This is a genomic window from Clostridium nitrophenolicum (assembly GCF_055391695.1).
The window spans coordinates 3,284,014-3,307,428 of record NZ_AP042469.1; the positions used below are offsets into that span (position 1 = coordinate 3,284,014).

A 23,415-nucleotide genomic window follows, 5' to 3' on the forward strand; every position below is an offset into this window, starting at 1 on the left:
ATCAATTTAAATTTCTTGACCCACTTATAAAGGAAATCAAGAAATTTATAATTTAATTCTTGCTAAATCTCCAATGCATATGCTTGAGAAAATTATAAGTTTTTCTCTTTTTTGATTGCAGCATTCCAGCATGCATAAATCGCTGTTTGAATAATATCCTCTGTAAGATCCGTATTACCTTGAAAATATGACTTTAATAAGTAAACCATAGACCCATAATGCATTTGAACCATTAATTTAGGTTCTAATTCAATAAATAGCTTTTGTTCTATGGCTTCTGAATAAAGCATTGCAACTTTTCCGCACCAGACTCCATCATATATTTCCTTTTTTACCTCATCAGTAATATATGGTGAAAATGAATATTGCTCTATAAACTGAAAACCCTTAGGATAATTTATACCAAACTGAATAAAATTTTCCCAAATTCGTTGAAATCGTTCTTTAATTGTTTCATTGGAATAAAAACCTTTTAGTATTTGCTCAGAATGAAATTTAACAATTCCTTTATAAAGCTCATTTATGATAGCTTCTTTGCTATCAAAATAGTGATAAATACTTCCAGTTGATATTCCTGATTCTTTAGAAATCAGAGACATAGAGGTAGCTTGCAATTCTTTTTCACTTATTAGTCGAAGTGTAGTCTCTAGCACAGCTGCCTGAACTTTATTGTAATTCTCAAACATGATACTCCTCCGTATTAGAACTTTTGCAAAAATCATTAAATCGAATGTTCATTCTAATTATATTTTAATTTCTATCAGTTGTCAATGTTATATTTAGTTCTCTTAAACTTATATAGTAGTATAAAAAGCAAACTAAGGATACAATAAAGTGTTATCATTTCCTACATTGTTGAAACTTTAAAACATTTAGAAGTATTATAGAAGAAGGTGATTTTTCAAATACGGCAATGAACCTGGGATATACTCAGTCTACTGTTACATCTCAAATTCAACAATTAGAACAGGCGCTCTCAATCAAACTATTTGAAAAAATCGGCCGTAATATGGTGTTAACGTCCTTAGGGAAAGAATTGATATCTTATGCAAATAAATTACTTGATACGGTAAAAAAATAGAGAGTATCGGTAAGTATAGTAATAAGATTACAGGAGAATTGAAGATTGCAGTTCCAGAATCATTGATGTCTTATAAATTACAAAAGGTGCTCGGCTTATTTAAAGAGAGAGCTCCTAATGTAAAACTTTCTATCATTACACTTAATTGTTTTGCTATAAGAAATATCTTATTAATGGGTGAAGTAGACATTGGTTTAATGTACAATGTGGTCACTCAAAATGATAATTTGACTACTATTCAACTGGCAGATTTCAACTTAGCTTTAGTATGTTCATCTTTATTTCAGCAAGATGAATTGGACCTTTGCAAACCAAACCAAGAGGTAAATGCAAGTCTTATTATTAATGAAGTTGAATCTATTTATCGAAAGATACTTGAAAATTACTTTCATGATAACAATATAAAATTAAATAACACAATTGAACTATGGAGTATTGAAGCCATAAAAAAATGTGTTGCAAGTAACTTAGGAATCTCTTTCTTGCCTCGTTTTGCAGTAGAAGGAGAACTTAAAAATGGTAAGTTGAAAGAACTTCAAGTAGGTGCTCTGATACTAAAATCACAGCAATATGTGCTTATTATAAGAACAAATGGATATATCCTATGTTAAGATTTAACACTATAAGGCCTATAGTTCTGGTCAATGCTCTTGATCCATTTAAATACATAACATGTTATGGTTTAATGTTAAAAATCCATGGAAAATTTACAGATTATATCTATTTAAATACATCGCATGTTAAGGTTAAACAAATGTTAAAAAGAGATAAAATTACAGGTATTTCATAATTTAAATACATCTCATGTTTAGGTTAAACCTAAATGAAACTTTTCATAAGAGTAAAGACAAAGCATTTAAATACATCTCATGTTTAGGTTAAACCACTGAAGAATAGACATTCTCATTTTCTATTATACCTCTAAAAGCCTTGAAAATAAACACTTCTTCAGAAATTTACCAGCTGGTTCTATTATTTTTAAATATAAGCAAATAGAACACCTCTAAAGCTTATATTTGATGGCTTTAGAGGTATTTTGTTTGTGAGTACAGCTGGTAAAATGTAATTTTTATGTAGAGATAATTACATCGTATGTTATGGTTTAACTTAATTATGGCATTAGGAGATGTATACAATAATAATTTTAAATACATCTCATGTTTAGGTTAAACTGCTTATGAAACAGATAAGGCTAGAGGATGTGAGGTATTTAAATACATTCTATGTTATGGTTCAACAAAAAGGATATGCATTTTACTTTGACATTACTTCATTTAAATACATCTGATGTTAAGGTTCAATAGCTCCAACAGTTTTGATGTTTGGTACAAGTAATCAATTTAAATACATCATATGTTGAGATTCAACACAAACTGGTCACTGCTTCGGTACTACTTAGCATGTATTTAAATACATCACATGTTATGGTTAAACGGTGAATGGCTAATGCAAATCGCAAGCTTATCCGCATTTAATACGTTACTGGTTAAGGTTCAACATATGGAAGAAAGAGTACCTAATGGAACAATAGTAATATTTAAATACATATTATGTTAAAGTTTAATCTAGTAGATGAACAGTTAAAGGCATTTACTTATGAATTTAAATACATACCATGTTAAGGTTCAACGTTAAAAACTTAGACAAAGATTTAAATTCTATTTCATTTAAATACATACCATGTTGTGGTTAAACGGGGATGGAAGATATAGTTACATAACTGCTAAACGTATTTAAATACATACCATGTTGTGGTTAAACTACTGAAGAATAGCCAGTTCTATTTTTTATTATATTCCTTGCAGCATTGAAAATAAAGAATTTCTCAAAAAATTTACCAGCTGATTTTCTATTTTAAAAAAGCTAAATCAAAAATCCTCTAAAAGCTTTATATTTCACATCTTTAGAGATATAAAGCTTTTATTTATGGTTGGTGATATATCTATAGGACTTAGTTGCTATAAGAAAGTCGCAAGTTTATTCATAAGGCTAGGCACATCCTATGTTAGGATTCAAGAGTTACTTGGACTAAGCAAGACGGAACTACTGCAATATTTAAATACATCTCATGTTATGGTTAAACAAAATGCTGGAATTGTGGTCAATGGAATTTTTATTGATTTAAATACATTATATGTTAAGGTTAAACGAATATAATCTAGGAGCTTATAGCTTCTCTGCAACATTTAAATACATCATATGTTAAGATTCAACTTTGACATATCGACAAGTGATGGAAAACCAGCTAACATTTTTAAATACATGTTGTGTTATGGTTTAATTGAAGTAAGACTTGATGCAGTACAAAAAACTATAGAATTTAAATACATCACATGTTATGGTCAGTTAGTTAAATTCCAGATCGTAGCCAATAAAAACGGATCATTTAAATATACTTTATGTTATAATTCAATGACAGCTATGGCGGAAACTCATCTCCATTCTTTATACTTAAATACATACTATGTTAAGGTTTAACTGAAAAAATTTAACGGACACGCAGTTGTAATTATATTTAAATACATCTTATGTTATGGTTCAACACAGGTTGGGTAGAAACTATAAATCCAAATGACGAATTTAAATACAACTTATGTTATGGTTCAAGCTACTATAAAATAGCCATTTCCTTTTTTCATTATACCCTTCACTCTATTGAAAATAAAGGATTTTCTTTAAATTTTACCAAGTGACTTTTAATTTAATAAGAGCCAAATTTAAAAGTACCTAAAGCCTTACTTATCAAAGCTTAAAAGGTACTTTACTTTAAATTTAGGTTGGTAAAATGTTATTATCTAAATGTTTAATAATCTTAAATCCATATCTTGAAAATAATATTATATTATTTATAATCGCAGAATCCAGCTCCAAGACTACTTCCTTTTTCCCCTAACCCTAAAGCAATTGCTATTAGAGCCTTTTTCTGACTAAGCTCATCTTGATTAACCTTTATTTGCACTTTGTTCCCCAATAAATTAATGGATTTATAACTATATTTCATAGGAAATCTATTTAAAATTTCTATTTCATTAATGAACATTCCTAATTCCTTAGCTCCATATTCTTCTCCAATTTGGTTAAGTTTTTTCTCTAAATTATCATTTAACCTTTTCATTAATAAATCTACTGAATGTTTTTCTTTAATCCAAGGCTTACTATCTATAGTGACAATAACTGGTTTTAAAGTATATATTTCATTAATTTTATCTACTTCTTGCATTTTTAAATCAACATCTATAGCTTTAATATTGTTATAATTATGATTATAAATAGCTATTGCCATTTTGTTTAGCAATTGAATATTCATACTTCTAAGTCGAAAAGAATATATTTTATCTTTTTTATATACCTTGTCCTTCTCTATTGGATAAAAAGTATCATATACATATTTATAAAACTTTTCTTCATGAATTTTTCTTAGTAAAGCTGTTTTCAACATAGAATTATTTATAAATACACCTATATTATAAGGAACTTCAATAAAATTCATATCTATTGATAGCTTTACCACTATTTTCAGTTCATAGAAATTCATTTTAAATCTCCTCTATAAGTTCTATAATATGGTTGTTAAATTTACTATTTTTATCATAGAAACTATCATCCAAAAAATTCCCATCAAAAATTTCAGTAAATTTTATTATTAAATTATCAAGATATTTATCTATTACAACATCTCCAAATTCCTTTTCAGCGAATTCATCAATTTTTTCTTTTGATACACCATTATAACCGTGAGCTAATATACTCTTATTTCTTAGGGATTTTAAGCTCTTTAATTTTGCACATTCATTCACCAATTCAAACTCCAAAGAATTTTCCTTTAATATTATCTCTAATATTTTTTTCATTGATTCTATATTAAGCTCACGATCCTTGTACTGTAATTTAACACCTGGTTGTATTTCTGCACTATTCAGCTTATCTATTTGAGCCTCTGATAATGCTTCTTCTTTTAGAAATAATTTTCCATCTTCTTTATCTACAACAACATTTTTGATCAATAAAATATTACTATATATATCTTCTTGGATTCTAAATATTCTACCAAGAAAATCTGTATATGCCCCATTATTATACTTATATATAGCATTGTTTTTTAACTCATTAATCAAATATGTCTCATTTCCGTCTCTTAGTTTTTGTATATAATTTTGAAAGCTATTGCATATATCTCTGCTTTTAGGGCTTTCATCCTTAACTTTCTTTATATATTTTTCAGCAATATCAAAATCAAATTCAATTCTTGATGATGCTGCTTGAATCATATTTAAAACTATATAAACCTGTTTTTTCTCTGATACATCATATTTACTCGCATAATCATTAACTAGTGTTTCAGCGCCTTTATAATTTTGATTTTTTATAAATAAGCAAATTTGCTTTTTACTATCAGCTTTTCTTAATGATTCTGATATTGTAAGACTATATGCGTCTTTACTTTTTCTATCTATATAAAATGGAATTACCTTTTTATTAATTTGATTTGTTGCATTAAATAGAAGGGCTGTAGACATTGCTGGAGTTCCACCAGTTATCTCTATGAATAACTTTTCAGCACCTTGAAGTCTAGCTACTTCTTCTTCATATTTTTTCATCATCAAATCATAGTCTGATGGATTTATATCTATGCATGAAGTACTAACTTTAGGTGTATCTTTAAGTCCAGCCAACCCGATCTTTTCTTTTAATTCCTTATTCTTATTGTCATTTTTTATTTTTAATAATATTTCACCTAATTTTATAGTATCTTTCTTATGATCTTGATTTGTAACCATAAATACAATTTTTGTTAATTTATCATTCCCCAAATCATTTTTAACTTTTTCCATAGCAGATTTTATAATTGGCAAATCAATATATTCCAATCCCTTAGGATAGTAATTTAATAATTTTTCAGTAAATAACTTAAAATTATCTACTACTCCATAACTTTCTTCAAGCATTTTTACCATTTCATTATCATCACAAAATAATCTTTTCATATCTTCATGCTTACCTTCTTTAACTTGAAGATCATGACTTCCTAAATTTAATATTAATGCAACATTCTTCATATTTCCTTCACCTCAACCCATCCAAAAGTTCCTTCAATATTATTATCATTTGAAATCACCCATTTTGTTGTAGGGAACTCGCCTTTTTTTCTTTTCTTATTTAGCTTTATTACAAGACTATAAATTTCATCATCGCTAAGTTCCGCTGCTAATGTATTACTAAAAAAGCCTTTCAATTTTCCAGCTCTTGATATAAAACCATTATTATCTCTTTTGAATCCTCTTATCTTCTCTAACAAAAGGCTATATTCATTTATAAGTACATTTTTTTCATTAAATCTAACTTTTGATATTTCTTCTAACTCTTTATTTATAACTTTCTCATAAAAATTATTTATTTTATAAAACAAATCTTCTTTTGTAAAAATTCCATTTTTCAATATCATTTGGGAATATAGCACCTGGCTTTTATCTATACTTTCTAAAAGTATCTTCATATCTAAATTTAACTTTTCAGAATTGATATCCTTATATATGTTTATACTTCTAGCTTCATATATAGATGTTTTAACACTATCATCTATTTCTGTATCTCTAACTATTAAATACTTAAAAATATCCTCTTGAACTCTTCTAGGATCTCTTCTAAATATATCTTGTCCAACATATTCCTTATACTTTTTTTTATCTACGACAGCCTTTTTGTCTATTTCATTATATAAAACTGCTGTTCTAATACTACCTTTTAACGAACTTCCTGGTATATATGGTATGCCTTTAGATTTAATACATGTATTTATTTCAACATTTCCTTTTATGTTGCAGCCACATTTAATTCTACCAGCCTCAACCTCTTCCAGCTTTATATGCTTATCCTGTAGTAAATTTCTTATAGTATATTTATCTTTACTATTGCTTCTCTTGTTTCTTAAAATCTGTAAATATCTATTATAATATTCTTCATCACTAATAAGGATACCAGCAATTTTATCAACATCTAGCAAAACAAACTCATCTTTATCTTTTACTATATCTATATAAGGGCTTAATTTACTATTACCATCATTTAAAATTGCAACAGGTGAAAGTGTTTTTATTTCTAAATTTATTATATCTTTTTGTAAATCATTCATTATTCTTCACCCCCAAATGGACACAAGAACGCTTTACCATAAACATATATATTATGATTAATGCCTTCTACTTCAAAAGAATAAATATCACCTTCTACTTTTCCAGTGAAAATGCTTCCTTCTTTTATCAGCCTTAATGCTGGCTTCTTTATACTTGTTGATTTCTTTGAAAAAATAAATCCATTTCTGTTTTCTAAAGAATATTTGCTTATATTACTTAAATCGCTTTTTTTAGGATAAATCATTGAAATATTTATATATATTTTTCCATTATCACAAATATTAAATTTGCAATCACTTATAGATATTTCTTCAATTACTCCTGCACCTAAAGACCTTTTTCCACCTATTGATGTAAACTGAAGAGATTGGATGCATTTATCTTTTAGTATTTCTTCATTATCATCTATGAAAAAATAGAAATATGGTTCTACCTTTATTCCATCTACTTCCTTAGAGGATAATATGCTAAATGAATCATAGTAAGTATCTATAGATTCTTTAGTATGTCTATCAATTGTATTTCTTTGAAGCATATCTTTTTTTATTGGAGAATAATCTTCTAATACCTTTCTCACATCATCTTCTACTTCATTATTTTCTATGTAATACTTTCCATTAACAATAAATCCATTTTTAAAGCTATAATCGATTACCTCTTCCTTTAAATTATAATTTTCACTTAAGTTTCTAAATGAATTATGAGATATCCACGTAATATTTTTATACTTTTTTCTATTTAACAAATTTTCTTCTTCTACTTCTTTTGAAATTTCTTTTTCCTTAATTAATAAATAGGGCTTAGGTAAAAAGTCTATATTCTTTGATACATTGTTCTTAGTTATTTTCATTCCTAAAAAAGCTGATGATATCTTCACTTTTTTATTTATTGAATTTACTATGACATTTAATTCATCATCTTTGATAACATATGATAATGCATTAATAATCATAGAATACAATTTATCAGAAGATATATAATCATATAATTCTTCACCAATATGAAGTTTTGCATTATCTCTAAATCTCAATATTACTTTCTTCATTTTATCACCTACTGATTACAAATCATTTGTTCTTTTAACTTACTAATCCAATCATCATCCATTTCATTTACAGAAGATTTAACATTTCCAAATGACTTACTTGTATAATCATCTATTGTTTTTATGAAAAACTTAATATTCTCTAGCTTAACTTTACCATATCCTCTTGTACCATTTCCCCCTAGGTAATCATCTTCAAGAAATTGAAAACCTTCTTTTAAATATTTAAGATTTTCTATATCACCTTCATTATATATTGTATAAACTATCTCTAAATCAAATTTAACTCCTTCTGGAACCCTTTCAATAGGCCTTGGATTTGCTGAAGAATTTAATCTATCTATTGAATTTTCCCATTTTGACTCTGTATATACTAATTCTAACTCTTTAAATTCTCCTTCTTTTTTTCTCATAGCTTCAGCTATACTTGCTTTTAAAAAAGCATCTCTTACTATTATTCTTGTTGGCAGAATTTCTATGTCCTTTTTCTTATTTTCCTCACTGGCAGAAACTCCATATATTTTACACACAAAGCATTCACCACAGTTACAAGGAAGATTTTCTCCTTTTCCATTCTTGCTTATTTTATTATGAGCAAGTTCTGTGAGACTTCTTAGCTTACCTTTTAAAGATGAACCAGGAATATATGGCTCTCCCTTATGGTTTTTTATCACACTATTTTCCATTCCACCAATTTCAACATTTGTACTACTACCACCTATATGTAGTCCTGTCTTAGCAACCAAATCTGCATTTATTATTAATCTACCTAGCATTTTACTAATCCCCCCTTTATTTATCATTACCAACATATTTTCTATAAGCCACTATTGTTTCTATAAATTCTTTTAAAGATTTTATTTCTTCTTCATCATCATTAATACTTAACCTTTCAATCCCTTTGTCTAAAATACCAATTAAACTTCCAATACCGATACTGCCTTCATTTTTTCCTATTATATAAGCTAACCTTGGTCTTAATCTTTTTAAATCCATTGCTGTTTTTGCATTCATAATATCACTATATATTTTTCTAATTTGAGAAGTAGTTAATTTTTTATATTTTAAATATTTTGCATAATTCTTACATTCATTTATATAATTATCATATCCTTCTTTTAAGCTTGTAATCTTAAGTATAATTTCATTAAAATAGTTTGAATACTTTTCACCTTCATCATTGTTTTGTCCATATTGTGTTTTATTACCATGATAACTTTTATTATTATAGCCTCTATTATTATTCACTCTTATTCTCCTTTCTTGATACCCGTCTACAATTAGATTGAGCCCACTTATTGGCAAATGGTATTATCATAGCTTGCTTACTCAAGTCAGATTTTGTTACCGCACTTAAGCATATATTTTCATATTGATTTACTAGACTTTCAATCAATTCACTATTGTCTTTAGTCACCAAATCTTTTAAATAATAAGCCAACCTATACATTTTTATATAGTTTATATTTTTATTGCCTTTTTTAAAAACCGCTTTAAAACCTTTAGTACTTTTATCTATTTTTTCAAATATGCCTTTACTTTGTGTTTTCTCATATATTTTTTTAATAAGATTTTTTAATTTAATTAATTCTAAATATTGCTCCCAAGTAAAGACTTCTCCAAGAAAGCATATTCTATCTTTCCCTTCTGCTAGTTTTCCTTCTGACAAAAAGTCTTCTGTAATTTCAGCTGTCTTAATAATAGGAAAATTGGAATTAAACATTCCAACACCAGCTGAAAAAGTTTTATCCTTAGAATCTACAAATATTCTAAATAATTCTCTAAGCACATATGCAAATTCGAATACCTCATCATATCTTCCTACTATAAAGGTATCATCACCACCTGCATAAATTATTGTAATTTTTTCCTTCCAATTTTTCGTTTTTAAATATTCCTTGCACTCTTTAGGCATATAATTATTTTCTATAACCTTTTCAACAAAGCCCTCGAAAAACATGGAAACATTTCTACTCAATCCAACAACTTGTCCAATACTTTTGGTATTAATAAATAAACTTCCAAGATTATCAACATCTAATTTAATAACACCAATTTTATTATCCCCTAATGGTTGGCTGCTTTCCGCCGTTTCATCTAATGAATTAGTAATAAGTTTTATACTTTTAAAAATATATCCATCTGTATTATCATTATCAAAATCATTAATTGAATATATGGTAACTTTTTTATTTTCTTCACAGACACTATCCGTAAAAGAAATATTATAGCCTAATGCTTTAAATACAGCCTTTATATCTTTATAAGTATCTTTGATTGAATTAAAATCAATCTCTTCTTCTATATAATACTTTTTATTTCTTGAATCTTCTATTAGTTCTGTATATGACTTACATAAAGGGCATCTTTTCTCTCCATCTAATTTATCAGATATGCAATTACAAATATTGCATGTTTGATCTAATCTTCCACCATTATCTATAGGTCCAAATATTTTTTCAAAATTTTCCTCAATCTCTATTTCATTCCATTTATTATTTTTAATTTTCCCTACGCTGTCTCCAACTTTCTTCCAAATCTCTTCAAAGCTATTAAAATCATTTAGTGTAAACTCAACTTCTGCCAAAGCTAAATAAAGTTCGCCATTATGAGCATTAAGCAAAAGTTTACTTAACTCTTTTCTTATTTCTTTAAATTCTTCTATCTGCTCTTTACTTGCTATAATATAAAAATTTCCCCCACCACTATACAAAATATTAGTGATATTAAGTTCAAGCTTTCTGACTATATATTTTGAACATAAATCCTGCAAAAGAGTTAAATAAAGAGAACGTGCTTTTAATGTTTTTAGAGCATCTGCTTTCTTAGTTTTATATATGAAATTTTGTATTCCAGAAAAATCACCTTTTATTAATAGAAATTGATTATCATTTTTTTCTTGACACTTTACTATAGCTGAAGTTATTTTACAAATATCAAATAATGAAATATCACAATTTTCCTTATTTATAGCAGGAATATTGCTTAAATACTTCATACATATATAATAAACTCTTTTAAAGTTGTCCTTACTAGATTCCAGTTTATTAAGTACCTCATCAATATAATTATTCCAAACACATTTTTGAATTGTTCTATTTTCTTTTTTATTTTTATTTAATGACTCAAAATCTAATTTTGATTCTCTAAATAAGAAGTAACTATCATCAGTATTTGATAATATGTTCCTCAGCTTATAGATAGAATTCTTTCTTAGTTCGATTTCCTGATTACCTATAGCTGCCCTATATGCCTTTTCTATATTATCATTGCTCTCAATTGAAAATATATTTAATAATTTATTATATCTTTCTTTATCAATATTTTTCAAATATTTAGCAAATGCGTATATTAATTTACTACACTCCAATAACTTATCCTCCTTTTCCCCATTCTATTACAATATACTCCATATATTGTCTAAAATTATACCATTTTCAAGTATTTGTTTCAATTGTATGATTTATCATTATCAATACCCTCAATTCAGAAATGAGATAAAAGGACTGTGGTTACTACAAAATATATAAAAAAGCTATGCATAAACGGATATAGCTTCCTAAATGCATAGCTTTTATTGTTATAAATTTACAACAATGGATATTTATCATTATTATGTATAGATACATCTTGTGTTAATCGACAAGCTAATAATATTCTAGTTCAAGGAACAGCAACATTTAAATACATCTTATGTTAGGGTTAAACTTGTAGTTATGTCCTCAGCACAAGTTGGTAAAACATTGAAATATATGCCATATTAAGTTTCACCAGAACAAGTGGTAATTTAATAACAGAAACTTTAAAATTTAAGTATATAATATGTTACAGTTCAACAAATAGGTTATAAATTAAAGGAGGTTATAAATTAATTTAAATACATCCTATGTTACGGTTCAACTTCTCTTTTATTCATAAATCAATTGCCTCCTATGATATTTAAATACATCCTATGTTACAGTTCAACACAAACACAAGAACAAAGAAAAGGAATTAACAAAATATTTAAATACATCCTATGTTACAGTTCAACAGGAGCAAATGGCGCAACAAGGATTGTTTAATTCTGGATTTAAATACATCCTATGTTACAGTTCAACGTAACAAATAGGAGCAAAGACGAAGTAACAACAAACAATTTAAATACATCCTATGTTACAGTTCAACAAGAATTAATGGGGGTATTAAATAAAAGAATTTCAGATTTAAATACATCCTATGTTACAGTTCAACCACTGTGAAATAACCATTCTCTATTTTTATTATATCCTTTAAGTCATTGGAAATAAAGACTTCTCCGAAAATTTTACCATCCATTTTTTAATTTTTTAATATAGAACTAAAAAACACCTCTAAAAGCTTATAGTTGAATGTCTTAGAGATATTTTATTTATGATTATGGTTGGTAAATATGATTTTTATGCAGAGGTAATTACATCACATGTTAAGGCTAAACCTAACGAGTATGGTCAAACAGCTTTCCAAAAAATATAATTTAAATACATCTAATGTTAAAGTTCAACTGACTTAAAGGTTATGAAGCTATCAAACTCAAGAGAGTTTAAATACATCTTATGCTAATGTTCAATACACAACTACATTCTATAAGCAGTATTTAAAACTTAATTTAAATACATCCAATGCTACGGTTCAACAGGTACAGGCTGTAGAATAGTAAGCTGTGATAAATTTAAATACATAACATGTTACGGTTCAACGATATGAGATATAATTGCACTTTAGAAATGGATTAATTTAAATACATAATATGTTACGGTTTAACTTTGCAATTTCTACTGTTGTAGCTCCATTTCTTCCACTTAAATACACTTTATGTTACAGTTCAACAACTGCAAAGTATCCATTCTTTATTTTTTATTATACCCTTAAAAGTATTGAAAATAAAGTTGTCTCCTAGATCTAAATTCTAGGAGTTTTTTTCAATTCTATGTTCCAATATGTTGGTAATGTATAATTGCCTGAATACATCTCATATTATTGTTTAACTGCAAAAAAAGCTACTGCAGAGGTTGAAGGTAAATTATTTAAATACATCCTATGTTAAGGTTTAACGAAAAAGAAGGCTGAACTCATATATGAGGAATTTGGATTTAAATACATCCTATGTTAAGGTTTAACAGTCCATTTTAATGCTGGTAAAAGTGCTGGTGGTTGATTTAAATACATCCTATGTTAAGGTTTAACCACTGTAAAATAGCCATTCTTATTCTTCATTATAACCTTTAATGTATTGAAAATAAAGACTTTCTCAAAAAATTTACCAGGTGATTTTATTATTTTCAAATGCAGATCTAAAAAGTGACTTTAAGGCTTATAATTCAAGGTATTAGAGCTACTTTATTTATAATTGTGGTTGGTAAAATATAATTTTTATGCAAAGATAACTACATCATATGTTATGGTTTAACTTTAGGTAGTAATACAGCACAAATACAATTCCCAGAATTTAAATACATCTTATGCTAAGGTTCAACCCATACTTGTAATATGTATGATCCATGTCCTATATGATTTAAATACATTCCATGTTAATGTTCAACCCAGTCGAATTGGCAGATATAAATCCAATATTCTAATTTTAATACATCTCATGTTAACGTTCAACTATGATTTTAATTAACAATGGTGACTTAATACCCGAATTTAAATACATCACATGTTATGGTTAAACTACTGTAAAATAACCACTCATAACTCTATTATGCCTTTAAAAGCATTTAGAATAAAGACTTCCTTAAAAATTTACCAGCCGTTTTTTATTTTTAAATACAGAACCGAAAAGTGTCTCTAAAGCTTACAGTTGAAGAACTTATAGGTATTTTATTTGTGACTACATCTGGTTAAGTGTAATTTTTATCCAGAGATACTTACATCACATGTTAAAGTTCAACTGTAAATGCTTATGAAACTAATAAAGCACAAGATTGATTTAAATACATCCTATGTTAAGGTTTAACTAACAATGTTGGAATGAACGCTACTGCTTATTATTTATTTAAATACATCCTATGTTAATGTTCAACACATACACATTAGCCTATAAATCAGAGCCTGGAGTATTTAAATACATCCTATGTTAAGGTTTAACCAAAAGAACAATTTCATATTTATCTTACATTATTAAATTTAAATACATCCTATGTTAAGGTTTAACGCAGACCCAGTGACAAATAAATACTTATGTGTATAATTTAAATACATCCTATGTTAAGGTTTAACTATTCCATATAGTTTAGAATTAAATAGTATAGATTTATTTAAATACATCCTATGTTAAGGTTTAACTACAGCTCCATTATCACCATTCAGATTTTTATTTAGATTTAAATACATCCTATGTTAAGGTTTAACTATGATGCTATACTATCTCCAGGTTCTAACTGGACATTTAAATACATCCTATGTTAAGGTTTAACCACTGTAAAATAGCCCTTCTTATTCTTCATTATAACCTTTAATGTATTGAAAATAAAGACTTTCTCAAAAAATTTACCAGGTGATTTTATTATTTTCAAATGCAGATCTAAAAAGTAGCTCTAAGGCTTATAATTCAAGATATTAGAGCTACTTTATTTATAATTGTAGTTGGTAAAATATAATTTTTATGCAAAGATAACTACATCATATGTTATGGTTTAACTTTAGGTAGTAATACAGCATAAATACAATTCCCAGAATTTAAATACATCCTATCTTGTGATTTAACTATTGAACAATTAATGATTCTTATTACTTCTGTAGAATTTAAATACATCTCATGTTAACGTTCAACTAAAAATTAATCATAATACATTCATGCTACTCTAATTTAAATACATCTCATGTTAACGTTCAACTACTGTGAAACAGTCACTCATCAACTCTATTATATCCCTTACAATATTGAAAATAAAGTTGTCTCCTAGATCTAAATTCTAGGAGTTTTTTTCAATTCTATATTCCAATATGTTGGTAATGTAGAATTACCTGAATACATCTCATATTATGGTTCAACTAGAAGAGCGCATGGACCATGTTCTTCGATCTAAATGCATCACATATTATGGTTAAACTACTGTAAAATAACCACTCATAACTCTATTATGCCTTTGAAATCATTTAGAATAAAGACTTCCTTAAAAATTTACCAGACGTTTTTTTATTTTTAAATACAGAACCGAAAAGTATCTCTAAAGCTTACAGTTGAAGAATTTAGAGGTATTTTATTTGTGACTACATCTGGTTAAGTGTAATTTTTATCTAGAGATACTTACATCACATGTTAAGGTTCAACTATAAATACTTATGAAACTGATAAAGCACAAGATTGATTTAAATACATCGTATGTTAAGGTTTAACTGCAAAAAAAAGCTACTGCAGAGGTTGAAGGTAAATTATTTAAATATATCCTATGTTAAGGTTTAACTGACCGAATACAAAGGTCTTTTTTTATTTGCTTTTAAATTTAAATACATACTATGTTAAGGTTTAACAATATAAAAATATCAATGATTTACATCAATATTTCAAATTTAAATACATCCTATGTTAAGGTTTAACAATTTACTCAGTCAACAGGTAAATCCTTTAAAGCAAAATTTAAATACATCCTATGTTAAGGTTTAACATCCTTCCATAACTACGTTGACAAATGCTTTCACTAATTTAAATACATCCTATGTTAAGGTTTAACTAGAATAAGTTTGGCAGCTAGAAACATAATTGATAAATTTAAATACATCCTATGTTAAGGATTAACATGGTATGAGTATAGCAGCAAGATTTGGTTCTGAAAATTTAAATACATCCTATGTTAAGGTTTAACAAATCCTTACCTAGTGGCGTGGCTGATATACAGGACAATTTAAATACATCCTATGTTAAGGTTTAACTACTGTAAAATAGCCATTCTTATTCTTCATTATAACCTTTAATGTATTGAAAATAAAGACTTTCTCAAAAAATTTGCCAGGTGATTTCATTATTTTCAAATGCAGATCTAAAAAGTAGCCCTAAGGCTTATAATTCAAGGTATTAGAGCTACTTTATTTATAATTGTGGTTGGTAAAATATAATTACAAATGTGATGATAAATTTCAATATTTACTTGTACTTAAGGAACACATTACTCCGCTTCACTCCGTAATGCGGACTTTCACGCTAAACTCAGACTTCGCTACACTCGCCTTCACTAAGCGTTCTTTCAAGGAACATCTTCCTCCGCTTCTCTCCGCAAGATGGGCTTTCACACTAAACTCAGATTTCGCTGCGCTCATCTTCGCTAAGTGTTCAATGCACAAATCCTCTGTATCTCCGGTATCCACCTAAACCTCGCCGTCCCCAGCTCTCCATTCCTATTCTTCGCTACCATACACTCAATAACCCCCTTCTCCTCACAATCCTCGTTATAATAATCATCCCTATATAAAAGCATAGCAATATCCGCGTCCTGCTCTATACTCCCCGACTCCCTCAAATCCGAAAGTCTAGGCCTGTGGTCACCTCTACCCTCTGGCGCTCTAGAAAGCTGAGAGACCAAAAGTACAGTTATATCAAGTTCCTTTGCCATAAGCTTCAGTTCTCTTGTGATCTTGGAAACCTCAACATTTCTATTTTCCGCACCTTTTACACCTTCAATAAGCTGGAGATGATCTATCACAACTATATCCAGACCTTCTTTTATCTTAAGCTTTCTGCACTCACTTTTTATAAGGTTTATCTTATAAATTCTATTATAGATTTTCATATTAGAACCCGCAAAAACTGCTGCGGCTTTGGTGACTGCACACCACTGCTTATCCGTTAAATCTGCCTTTTTTACTTTATCCATAGGAATTGCTGTATATATTGACAGCACTCTATCTATAATTTGTATTGGACCCATCTCTAAATTAAAGAAAGCTACTTTTGCTTTTTCTTTAAAAACAGAGTTTAAAATTATATTAAGTGCTGTCGCAGTCTTTCCCATAGAAGGTCTTGCTGCAAGTATTACTAGGTCTTCCTTTTGGAGTCCTCCAAGCATTTTATCTAGAGATTTATATCCTGTTTTCACTCCTTGAACAGCTTCACCTTTTTCATATCTAGCCTGCAAAGTGTCCATATACTTGTCCATAATAGGCAGCATTTCTCCGGTATCCTTTGCTTCCGAAGAGTCTAGTTTCATAAGGGAATTTTGAGCGTAATCTATTACCTCATCCGTGGAATCTTCAGCTTTTTTAAGCTTTTCCATAGAGCTTTCAAAAATTTTCATAAGCTCTCTATAGTTTGATTTTTCCTTTACAATCTGTCCGTATCTCTTTATATTTGTGGCTGTAATACTGCTATTTATAATCTCAGTTATATAGCTTACTCCACCTATTTCCTTTAGAGTTTCCCCCATCCTATCACAAAAAGTCACGATATCAATAGGTATCCTCTTGTCCTGCATTTCCACTAAATTTTTATATATTATTCTATTATTTGAGCTGTAAAAATCCTCTGCTTTTATCAGGTCTATCACTTCACATATGCTGTCATTATTCATAAATATAGAGGACAGCACATTTTTCTCCGCGTCAAGGTTGTACATTTTTTCTATATTCAAAATGCCACCCCCTAATCCACATACCTATAGGCATCAAAGTTAACTCTAGCCTTAGGTCTATCAAGTTTTTTCATCAGCTCTTTCATCGTGGTAATGCCCTCTGCTGCCCAACTTTTAATAATGCTTTCAATGTATCCAATATGCTTTGCTTTATACTTAACCGCTTGTTCAATAGCTTTTATTATAACCTCTTCTTCAAAATCCTTTCTCCATTGAATAAATTTTTCTATTTCAGCTTTAGAGGCTTTCTTAATATTTTTACTAAACTCTAATAGAATTCTACTTATACTTTTATTCATTACTTTTTGTTTATTATAAGATTTATTTATATATATTTCTTCTTTTATTTCTTCTTCCCCCAGGGGCTTATAAGGGGCTTCAAAAGGGCTTGAAAGCCCCTCTTTATCTGCTTTTAAAGAATCCATTTCTTCACTTTCAGTTTCTAAAAAAGCATTATCCGATTCTTTTTCAATTTTTAAACCATCAACTACAATGCCGTTAAAAATATCTTTTACAGGATGATTCCTTTCCAAACATATTCTGTACATTCTTTTTACAAATTCTTTATTTTTAACTTCTTTAAGCTCTTTGTTTATACATATTATTGTATTTTTGCTGATTATAAAATTATATTTAGCCCAATTTGTTATCATAATCTCATCTGTTTCTTCGCAGTAATCAATTTTTCCATAGTCCCTGAAACTTTTTAAAAGCCTGTCCAAAGTTTCTCCATCATAGCCAAGTTCAAGCTGAGCAAGAGGCTTTACTAATTTAAATATGCCGCATTGTGTAGTTCTTGCGTTTGTCATAATATACATATAAAAATACTTTTCCTCTGGTTTAAGTCCTAATATAAAACCATCCTGCCAAAAACCTGTTCTTACCTGTCTAAATAATGCCATTAAAATCCATCCCCTCTAAACATTTTTTAAGTTTCATAAGTGCCTTTTTCTTTCTATCTCCAGCTGCCTTATAACATATCCCCTTTAAATTTGCATAGTCCCTTAGACTTCTGCTTTCAAAGTAAAACCAGTAGATAATCTCTTTTTCCTGTTCATTAAGCTTCCTTAAAGCGCTAGCAAGCATAGCTTTTTCCTCTTTTTTAACCATATCTTCTTCAATATCATCTTCGCCTGCTAAAGCATCTATAAGTTCATAGCCCTCATTATTCAAACTCTGTAAACTGCAGCATTTTGCTTCTTTTACACTGCTCCTTATAAGTAAATATAAAGTTCTTCTTACTGTATTGAACACATAGGTGGTAAAAGCATTTTCTCTTTCAGTATCATACATGTTTACAGCCTTGATTATTGATGCTTGTCCTATTTGTACTAAATCTTCAATATCGTAACCCTTTACATATATGCTTCTGGCGGTTTTAATAACAAAAGGCGTATACCTTTTTATTATCTCCTCCATAGCAGTCTTATCCCCTTCTTTTGCCTTTATAATGAGCTCAATTATTTTGTTACCATTAATTTCAAAAACCCCCTCATTATTAAATTAAGGTAAAACATAATCATCATAAGTACTGTTAATATGTAAATCCTCCATTATTTTCTTAACCTTTTCCTTAGCTCTATTTAAAGCTCTCATAACACTTTCATACTTAACCCCTCTGCGCTCAGCAAAAGCTTTTAAATCTCCACCATAAATAAATTCTTTCAATAGCTCTAGCTCATATTCGGATATTTCTCCGCATAAATATCTATCACAATTACTTTCCAGAGTCATTGTGCTCAATAGCTGCTCTTCGAAATCTATAAGAAAAAGATAATTTTCATAGGCTGAGTTATCCTCAAAATCTCCTAGAATATCTTTTTTACAAAATTTTTTATGCTTCTTACTTATTGTAAGTACTCTTTTACATACTGTTTCTTCTATGTAGTTAACCAACTGACCAAAAGTACTTCCTTTAAAATTTTTTGCACAATCTAGAATCATCAAATAACATTCTGATCTAAAATCATCAAGTAATAACCTATATTTATGCCTTATATATTTCTTGTATAGATTTCTTATAAATTCATTAAAAGCTATACATAAGTTATTTAATTTAGAAAACTTTTTCCTTTTAATCCAATTCAGTATTTCATCCTTTTCTCTTTCAGTTAACACCTTAATCTTCATATTTTTACTCCTTTGCATTTAAATTTTGTCTATGTTTCCTTCTTTATATATTTTTTAAGAAGGAAATGTTTTATAATTATTGTTTTTTAAAAACCCTTCTACTTATACAGAGCACGTTTTTTAATAAAATTCGGACACGATTTGAAAAGCAAATTCTTTTACGATTATACATTTTGCGATATTAGTTTTCAATTTTATACCATTTCATTAAAAAGCACTTATTTAAGTCTACAAATCAGCCTATAATTACAACTAAAACTATTTTTTTCTTTAATTTTTTCACCGGTATAATTTCTCTTTTGTCATATGATTTTTGCAGGAAATTTAAACAAAAAAAGTGGGTACAAGAATCTTTTGATTCTTGTACCCACCTTTTTTATAGCAAAAAATAAAAAGTTAACTTCTCCTTATAAGACTAAAATAGTCTATAGAAAAGTTAACTTACAATTTGCTTTTAAACAACTTCTATTACTACATCTACATTTCCTCTAATTGCTTTTGAATATGGACAGTTTTTGTGAGCTATATTTACATATTTTATTGCTTTTTCTTTTTCAACTCCGTCAATTGATACTTGCAGTTTTACAGCTATTTTTAATCCCTTATCCTCTGGATCTTCTACTAAGGATACACTTGCTGTAACAGTAGTTTTTTCAAACTCTACCCTAGATTTTTGCAAAACAACTTCCAATGCACCATTAAAACAAGTACTATAAGTAGCTGCAAAAAGTTGCTCAGGATTTGTTAATGTTGTTTCCTCTCCCCCTAGTTCTTTTGGCATAGCTACATCTAAATTAAAAGACATATCTGGCGAATAAACTCGTCCTTTTCTAGCTCCTACATTAATCATAGTTGCCTCATATAAAGTTTTCATAATTTTACCTCCCTTTTATAAGTTTTCTAAATAAAATCAATCTCACATTCAATATTATTTATTAATTAATAATATTTATTATACATCTAATATATCATAATTATTCCATTAAATCAACATGATTTAATTATTTTAAGATTATTCCAATTTGATTATATTAAGATTCCATAGTAGGCTTTTCTCTCATTGAGCCGAACCTCACATCGGTTTTGATAAAACTTTTATAACTAAAAAGTTTATTTGCTTTTGAACTATAAAACTATTTAAAAATTCTGACACAAGTAATATAATTCAATTAATAAAGCAAGTTATCATCAATGAAATTGAAGGTACTGAATTTTATAAACTAGCTGCCGAGAAAGAAGGAATTTCAGAAGAGGTTAAAAACGAATTCTTATACTTATCGAAGGAAGAAATGAAACATATAGAATGGCTTAAAGTTCTATTTGATAAAATCAAGAACGATAAAGAAGATGAATTTTAATTGTTTCCATGTTGATAAACCTCCTATTTCTTAATACAAAAAGAGAATAACACCAAAACAAAGTCTGGTGTTATAGTGTATAGTTTATTATTCTTGTGTGCTTCATCAGAAATTTTTCTAGATACTTTATTTGCATCCACCTATAGCTTTTTCATAAAGTATTCCTTTAGAGAATCAGGAAAATGTGTGATCATACTATATGTAAATGGAACAGCAACTTTATAACGGGAATTAAGTCGTCTTTTCAAAATTATATCACTGATGGCTTTTGCTGCTTCTTTAGGATCAGCTTGTTTTTGCTTGTTTCTATATTTAGCATCTGATTCATAAAAACGGGAATAGCAAGAATTTGAATTCGACATAAGATTACTTGAATTATCAGCTAATGTCTTAAAGAAATTAGTTTTCATGGGTCCCGGTTCGATGACGGTTGTCTGGATATTATAGCTGTGCAATTCTAAACGCAATGCATCGCTTAATGCCTCAACTGCAAATTTCGATGCGCAATAAGCCCCATTAATCGGTTGAACAAATTTTCCTGAAATCGAGCCAATGTTTACAATCTTACCAGATCGTTTTTTACGCATTTCTGGAACAACTGCCTGAATCATGTTAATTATGCCAAATACATTTACATCAAACATACTTTTAGCACTATTTACGTTAATTTCTTCCAAAGCTCCTCTAACTGAATAACCCGCATTATTTACGAGAATATCAATTTTATGAAATCTAGATATGACTTCGTTTATTGCTGCATAAATGGACTCTTTTTGGGTGACATCCAGCGATACTTTCAAGGATGCAGGCAAATCTTTTAAGGCTTCCACATTTCTCGCTGTTGCAACGACCGTATATCCTTTGTCAAATAATATCTTACAGAGCTCTCTCCCAATTCCTGTGGAGCATCCTGTAATTAAAATAACTATTTCATTTTTCATAGCAATCAACCTCCAATAATAAAACTTAGCTACATCATAAATCACTTGGAGATTCCTTGCATTATCATTTGTTAAGATTTGATTTTTTTCTTATTCTGCTAAGGGATACAGGGGTTATTCCTAAATAGGAGGCAATATGACATTGTTTAAGACGCCTTTCCAAGCCTGGATATGCAGCAAGGAATTGTTTATAGCGTTTCATGCTGTTTAATAATTTAAAACTAATTGCATGTTCTTCTTTCGCAACAAGGACGCTATCAATCATTTTTTTGTAAAATAAAAGTAGCTGATAATTTCCTTCGACTATTTTCTCAAAATCGGAAATCTTAGCTACAAGAATTTCACTGTCTTCCAATGCTTGTATGTAATACATAGATTCTTTTTGAGATAGATATGCCACATAAGAGAATAGTATCCCACCTTCTGCATAAAAATACTTTGTTATATCATTGCCTATTTTATCAATATAATAGGAACGAAAAACCCCCTTAATAATGAACCCTATTTCGGTAGAGCTTTCACCTTCTCGTAAAAAGAACATATCCTTAAAAAACAGCAAAGCTTTACAATAATTGGAGCAATAGTAATGGCACTAACAGGAATACTTGGAGGCTCCTTCTTCTCAATAGATGAAATTGCCTCAAGCACTATGCAGGTTATTTCCAAATTCACACCAGAATCTTGGGCAATAAAGTCTATTACTGATATTACTTTTAATAATGCTTCCATTACCTCTGAACTACCTTCAATAATTATACTTGCAGCAGCAGGAGTTTTAGGTCTAACAATATCTTATGTTTTATTAAATATTAAAATTAGAGCCGAAAGGGCATAGGGGGAATTTAAAAGTGGATTTAAATTTAATTTTAAATATAATTGCATTAATTGCAGGAATTTTAATAAATGTCTTTATGAAAAAACTTGTTATGTTAATCTTTAAAAAAGATGGAACACTTCCAAGAGTTCCACTTAGATTTATAGGAATCATACTTATTATAAATTCAATTTCTCATATATTTCATATTTAATAATTTATTTTATTTATACTATGTTATTGGAATACTACAGATTCGACCACTCCTATCTTACCAATGAGGATAAATATTTTAGTTTTGCAACAATATTATTGACATGATTTTTTAGCT

General features: G+C 28.5%; 22 protein-coding genes and 3 CRISPR repeat arrays. Of the genes, 7 read left to right on the forward strand and 15 right to left on the reverse strand.

The genetic code is table 11. From position 1 onward, the window contains the following. Nucleotides 1-92: 92 nt before the first annotated feature. The gene (locus ACZ5N4_RS15690) at nt 93-686 is read right to left on the reverse strand and encodes a TetR/AcrR family transcriptional regulator (RefSeq protein WP_464203442.1); all 594 of its coding nucleotides are present in this window, start codon (nt 684-686) and stop codon (nt 93-95) included. Between the two features lie 227 nt (nt 687-913). Between ACZ5N4_RS15690 and ACZ5N4_RS15695 the strand changes: the two genes are divergently transcribed. The 4 genes from ACZ5N4_RS15695 (at nt 914) to ACZ5N4_RS15710 (ending at nt 3,559) form a co-directional block, all read left to right on the forward strand. Next, on the forward strand, nt 914-1,081 hold the full coding sequence (locus tag ACZ5N4_RS15695; protein ID WP_464203443.1) for a LysR family transcriptional regulator: 168 nt from the start codon (nt 914-916) through the stop codon (nt 1,079-1,081). Nucleotides 1,082-1,119: 38 nt separating this feature from the next. Continuing rightward, nucleotides 1,120-1,692: a substrate-binding domain-containing protein gene (locus ACZ5N4_RS15700; RefSeq protein ID WP_464203444.1), complete on the forward strand. Its 573-nt coding sequence runs from the start codon at nt 1,120-1,122 to the stop codon at nt 1,690-1,692. A 1,315-nt stretch (nt 1,693-3,007) separates the two neighbouring features. After that, nucleotides 3,008-3,238, forward strand: coding sequence for a hypothetical protein (locus tag ACZ5N4_RS15705; protein ID WP_464203445.1), 231 nt, complete (start codon nt 3,008-3,010; stop codon nt 3,236-3,238). A gap of 42 nt (nt 3,239-3,280) precedes the next feature. Beyond that, the gene (locus ACZ5N4_RS15710; protein WP_464203446.1) at nt 3,281-3,559 is read left to right on the forward strand and encodes a hypothetical protein; all 279 of its coding nucleotides are present in this window, start codon (nt 3,281-3,283) and stop codon (nt 3,557-3,559) included. Nucleotides 3,560-3,923: 364 nt separating this feature from the next. Here the strand turns inward: ACZ5N4_RS15710 and ACZ5N4_RS15715 are convergent, their stop codons facing one another. The 12 genes from ACZ5N4_RS15715 to ACZ5N4_RS15770 form a co-directional block, all read right to left on the reverse strand. Continuing rightward, complete coding sequence (locus ACZ5N4_RS15715; protein ID WP_464203447.1) at nt 3,924-4,616, reverse strand: CRISPR-associated endoribonuclease Cas6; 693 nt, start codon at nt 4,614-4,616, stop codon at nt 3,924-3,926. A 1-nt stretch (nt 4,617) separates the two neighbouring features. Continuing rightward, the gene (locus tag ACZ5N4_RS15720) at nt 4,618-6,138 is read right to left on the reverse strand and encodes a hypothetical protein (RefSeq protein ID WP_464203448.1); all 1,521 of its coding nucleotides are present in this window, start codon (nt 6,136-6,138) and stop codon (nt 4,618-4,620) included. Then, complete coding sequence (gene csm5, locus ACZ5N4_RS15725) at nt 6,135-7,211, reverse strand: type III-A CRISPR-associated RAMP protein Csm5 (RefSeq protein WP_464203449.1); 1,077 nt, start codon at nt 7,209-7,211, stop codon at nt 6,135-6,137. Before csm5 ends, ACZ5N4_RS15720 begins: the two co-directional genes overlap by 4 nt. After that, nucleotides 7,211-8,257: a type III-A CRISPR-associated RAMP protein Csm4 gene (gene csm4 / locus ACZ5N4_RS15730; RefSeq protein WP_464203450.1), complete on the reverse strand. Its 1,047-nt coding sequence runs from the start codon at nt 8,255-8,257 to the stop codon at nt 7,211-7,213. Before csm4 ends, csm5 begins: the two co-directional genes overlap by 1 nt. 8 nt (nt 8,258-8,265) lie before the next feature. Continuing rightward, nucleotides 8,266-9,033, reverse strand: a complete 768-nt coding sequence (gene csm3 / locus ACZ5N4_RS15735) for a type III-A CRISPR-associated RAMP protein Csm3 (RefSeq protein ID WP_464203451.1) — start codon at nt 9,031-9,033, stop codon at nt 8,266-8,268. A 16-nt stretch (nt 9,034-9,049) separates the two neighbouring features. Next, entirely contained in the window at nt 9,050-9,505 is a 456-nt protein-coding gene (gene csm2, locus ACZ5N4_RS15740; RefSeq protein ID WP_464203452.1) for a type III-A CRISPR-associated protein Csm2, read from the reverse strand. After that, complete coding sequence (gene cas10, locus ACZ5N4_RS15745) at nt 9,498-11,627, reverse strand: type III-A CRISPR-associated protein Cas10/Csm1 (RefSeq protein WP_464203453.1); 2,130 nt, start codon at nt 11,625-11,627, stop codon at nt 9,498-9,500. Before cas10 ends, csm2 begins: the two co-directional genes overlap by 8 nt. A gap of 501 nt (nt 11,628-12,128) precedes the next feature. Then, nucleotides 12,129-12,491: a CRISPR direct-repeat array (repeat unit 30 nt). A gap of 1,714 nt (nt 12,492-14,205) precedes the next feature. Further along, nucleotides 14,206-14,695: a CRISPR direct-repeat array (repeat unit 30 nt; unit sequence ATTTAAATACATCCTATGTTAAGGTTTAAC). A gap of 892 nt (nt 14,696-15,587) precedes the next feature. Beyond that, nucleotides 15,588-16,150: a CRISPR direct-repeat array (repeat unit 30 nt; unit sequence ATTTAAATACATCCTATGTTAAGGTTTAAC). 389 nt (nt 16,151-16,539) lie between these two features. Continuing rightward, the gene (gene dnaB, locus ACZ5N4_RS15750) at nt 16,540-17,841 is read right to left on the reverse strand and encodes a replicative DNA helicase (protein ID WP_464203454.1); all 1,302 of its coding nucleotides are present in this window, start codon (nt 17,839-17,841) and stop codon (nt 16,540-16,542) included. An 11-nt stretch (nt 17,842-17,852) separates the two neighbouring features. Next, a complete protein-coding gene (locus ACZ5N4_RS15755) occupies nt 17,853-18,743 on the reverse strand; it encodes a DnaD domain-containing protein (protein WP_464203455.1) in 891 nt (296 codons plus the stop codon). Further along, nucleotides 18,730-19,320: a sigma-70 family RNA polymerase sigma factor gene (locus ACZ5N4_RS15760; RefSeq protein ID WP_464210968.1), complete on the reverse strand. Its 591-nt coding sequence runs from the start codon at nt 19,318-19,320 to the stop codon at nt 18,730-18,732. The genes ACZ5N4_RS15755 and ACZ5N4_RS15760 overlap by 14 nt, the downstream gene beginning before the upstream one ends. 24 nt (nt 19,321-19,344) lie before the next feature. Further along, nucleotides 19,345-19,971, reverse strand: coding sequence for a hypothetical protein (locus ACZ5N4_RS15765; RefSeq protein WP_464203456.1), 627 nt, complete (start codon nt 19,969-19,971; stop codon nt 19,345-19,347). A gap of 454 nt (nt 19,972-20,425) precedes the next feature. Beyond that, the gene (locus tag ACZ5N4_RS15770) at nt 20,426-20,845 is read right to left on the reverse strand and encodes an organic hydroperoxide resistance protein (RefSeq protein WP_464203457.1); all 420 of its coding nucleotides are present in this window, start codon (nt 20,843-20,845) and stop codon (nt 20,426-20,428) included. A gap of 313 nt (nt 20,846-21,158) precedes the next feature. Between ACZ5N4_RS15770 and ACZ5N4_RS15775 the strand changes: the two genes are divergently transcribed. Continuing rightward, nucleotides 21,159-21,329, forward strand: coding sequence for a hypothetical protein (locus ACZ5N4_RS15775; protein WP_464210970.1), 171 nt, complete (start codon nt 21,159-21,161; stop codon nt 21,327-21,329). Between the two features lie 140 nt (nt 21,330-21,469). Here ACZ5N4_RS15775 and ACZ5N4_RS15780 read toward each other — a convergent pair whose 3' ends face one another. Together ACZ5N4_RS15780 and ACZ5N4_RS15785 are read right to left on the reverse strand one after the other, a co-directional pair. After that, the gene (locus tag ACZ5N4_RS15780; protein WP_464203458.1) at nt 21,470-22,270 is read right to left on the reverse strand and encodes an SDR family oxidoreductase; all 801 of its coding nucleotides are present in this window, start codon (nt 22,268-22,270) and stop codon (nt 21,470-21,472) included. Between the two features lie 64 nt (nt 22,271-22,334). Further along, entirely contained in the window at nt 22,335-22,811 is a 477-nt protein-coding gene (locus ACZ5N4_RS15785; protein WP_464210972.1) for a Crp/Fnr family transcriptional regulator, read from the reverse strand. A gap of 45 nt (nt 22,812-22,856) precedes the next feature. Here ACZ5N4_RS15785 and ACZ5N4_RS15790 point away from each other — a divergent pair, with 45 nt between their 5' ends. Further along, the gene (locus ACZ5N4_RS15790) at nt 22,857-23,105 is read left to right on the forward strand and encodes a hypothetical protein (protein WP_464203459.1); all 249 of its coding nucleotides are present in this window, start codon (nt 22,857-22,859) and stop codon (nt 23,103-23,105) included. A 13-nt stretch (nt 23,106-23,118) separates the two neighbouring features. Further along, nucleotides 23,119-23,298 (forward strand): hypothetical protein, encoded by a 180-nt coding sequence (locus ACZ5N4_RS15795; protein WP_464203460.1) that lies wholly within the window; start codon nt 23,119-23,121, stop codon nt 23,296-23,298. The last annotated feature ends 117 nt before the right edge of the window (nt 23,299-23,415 follow it).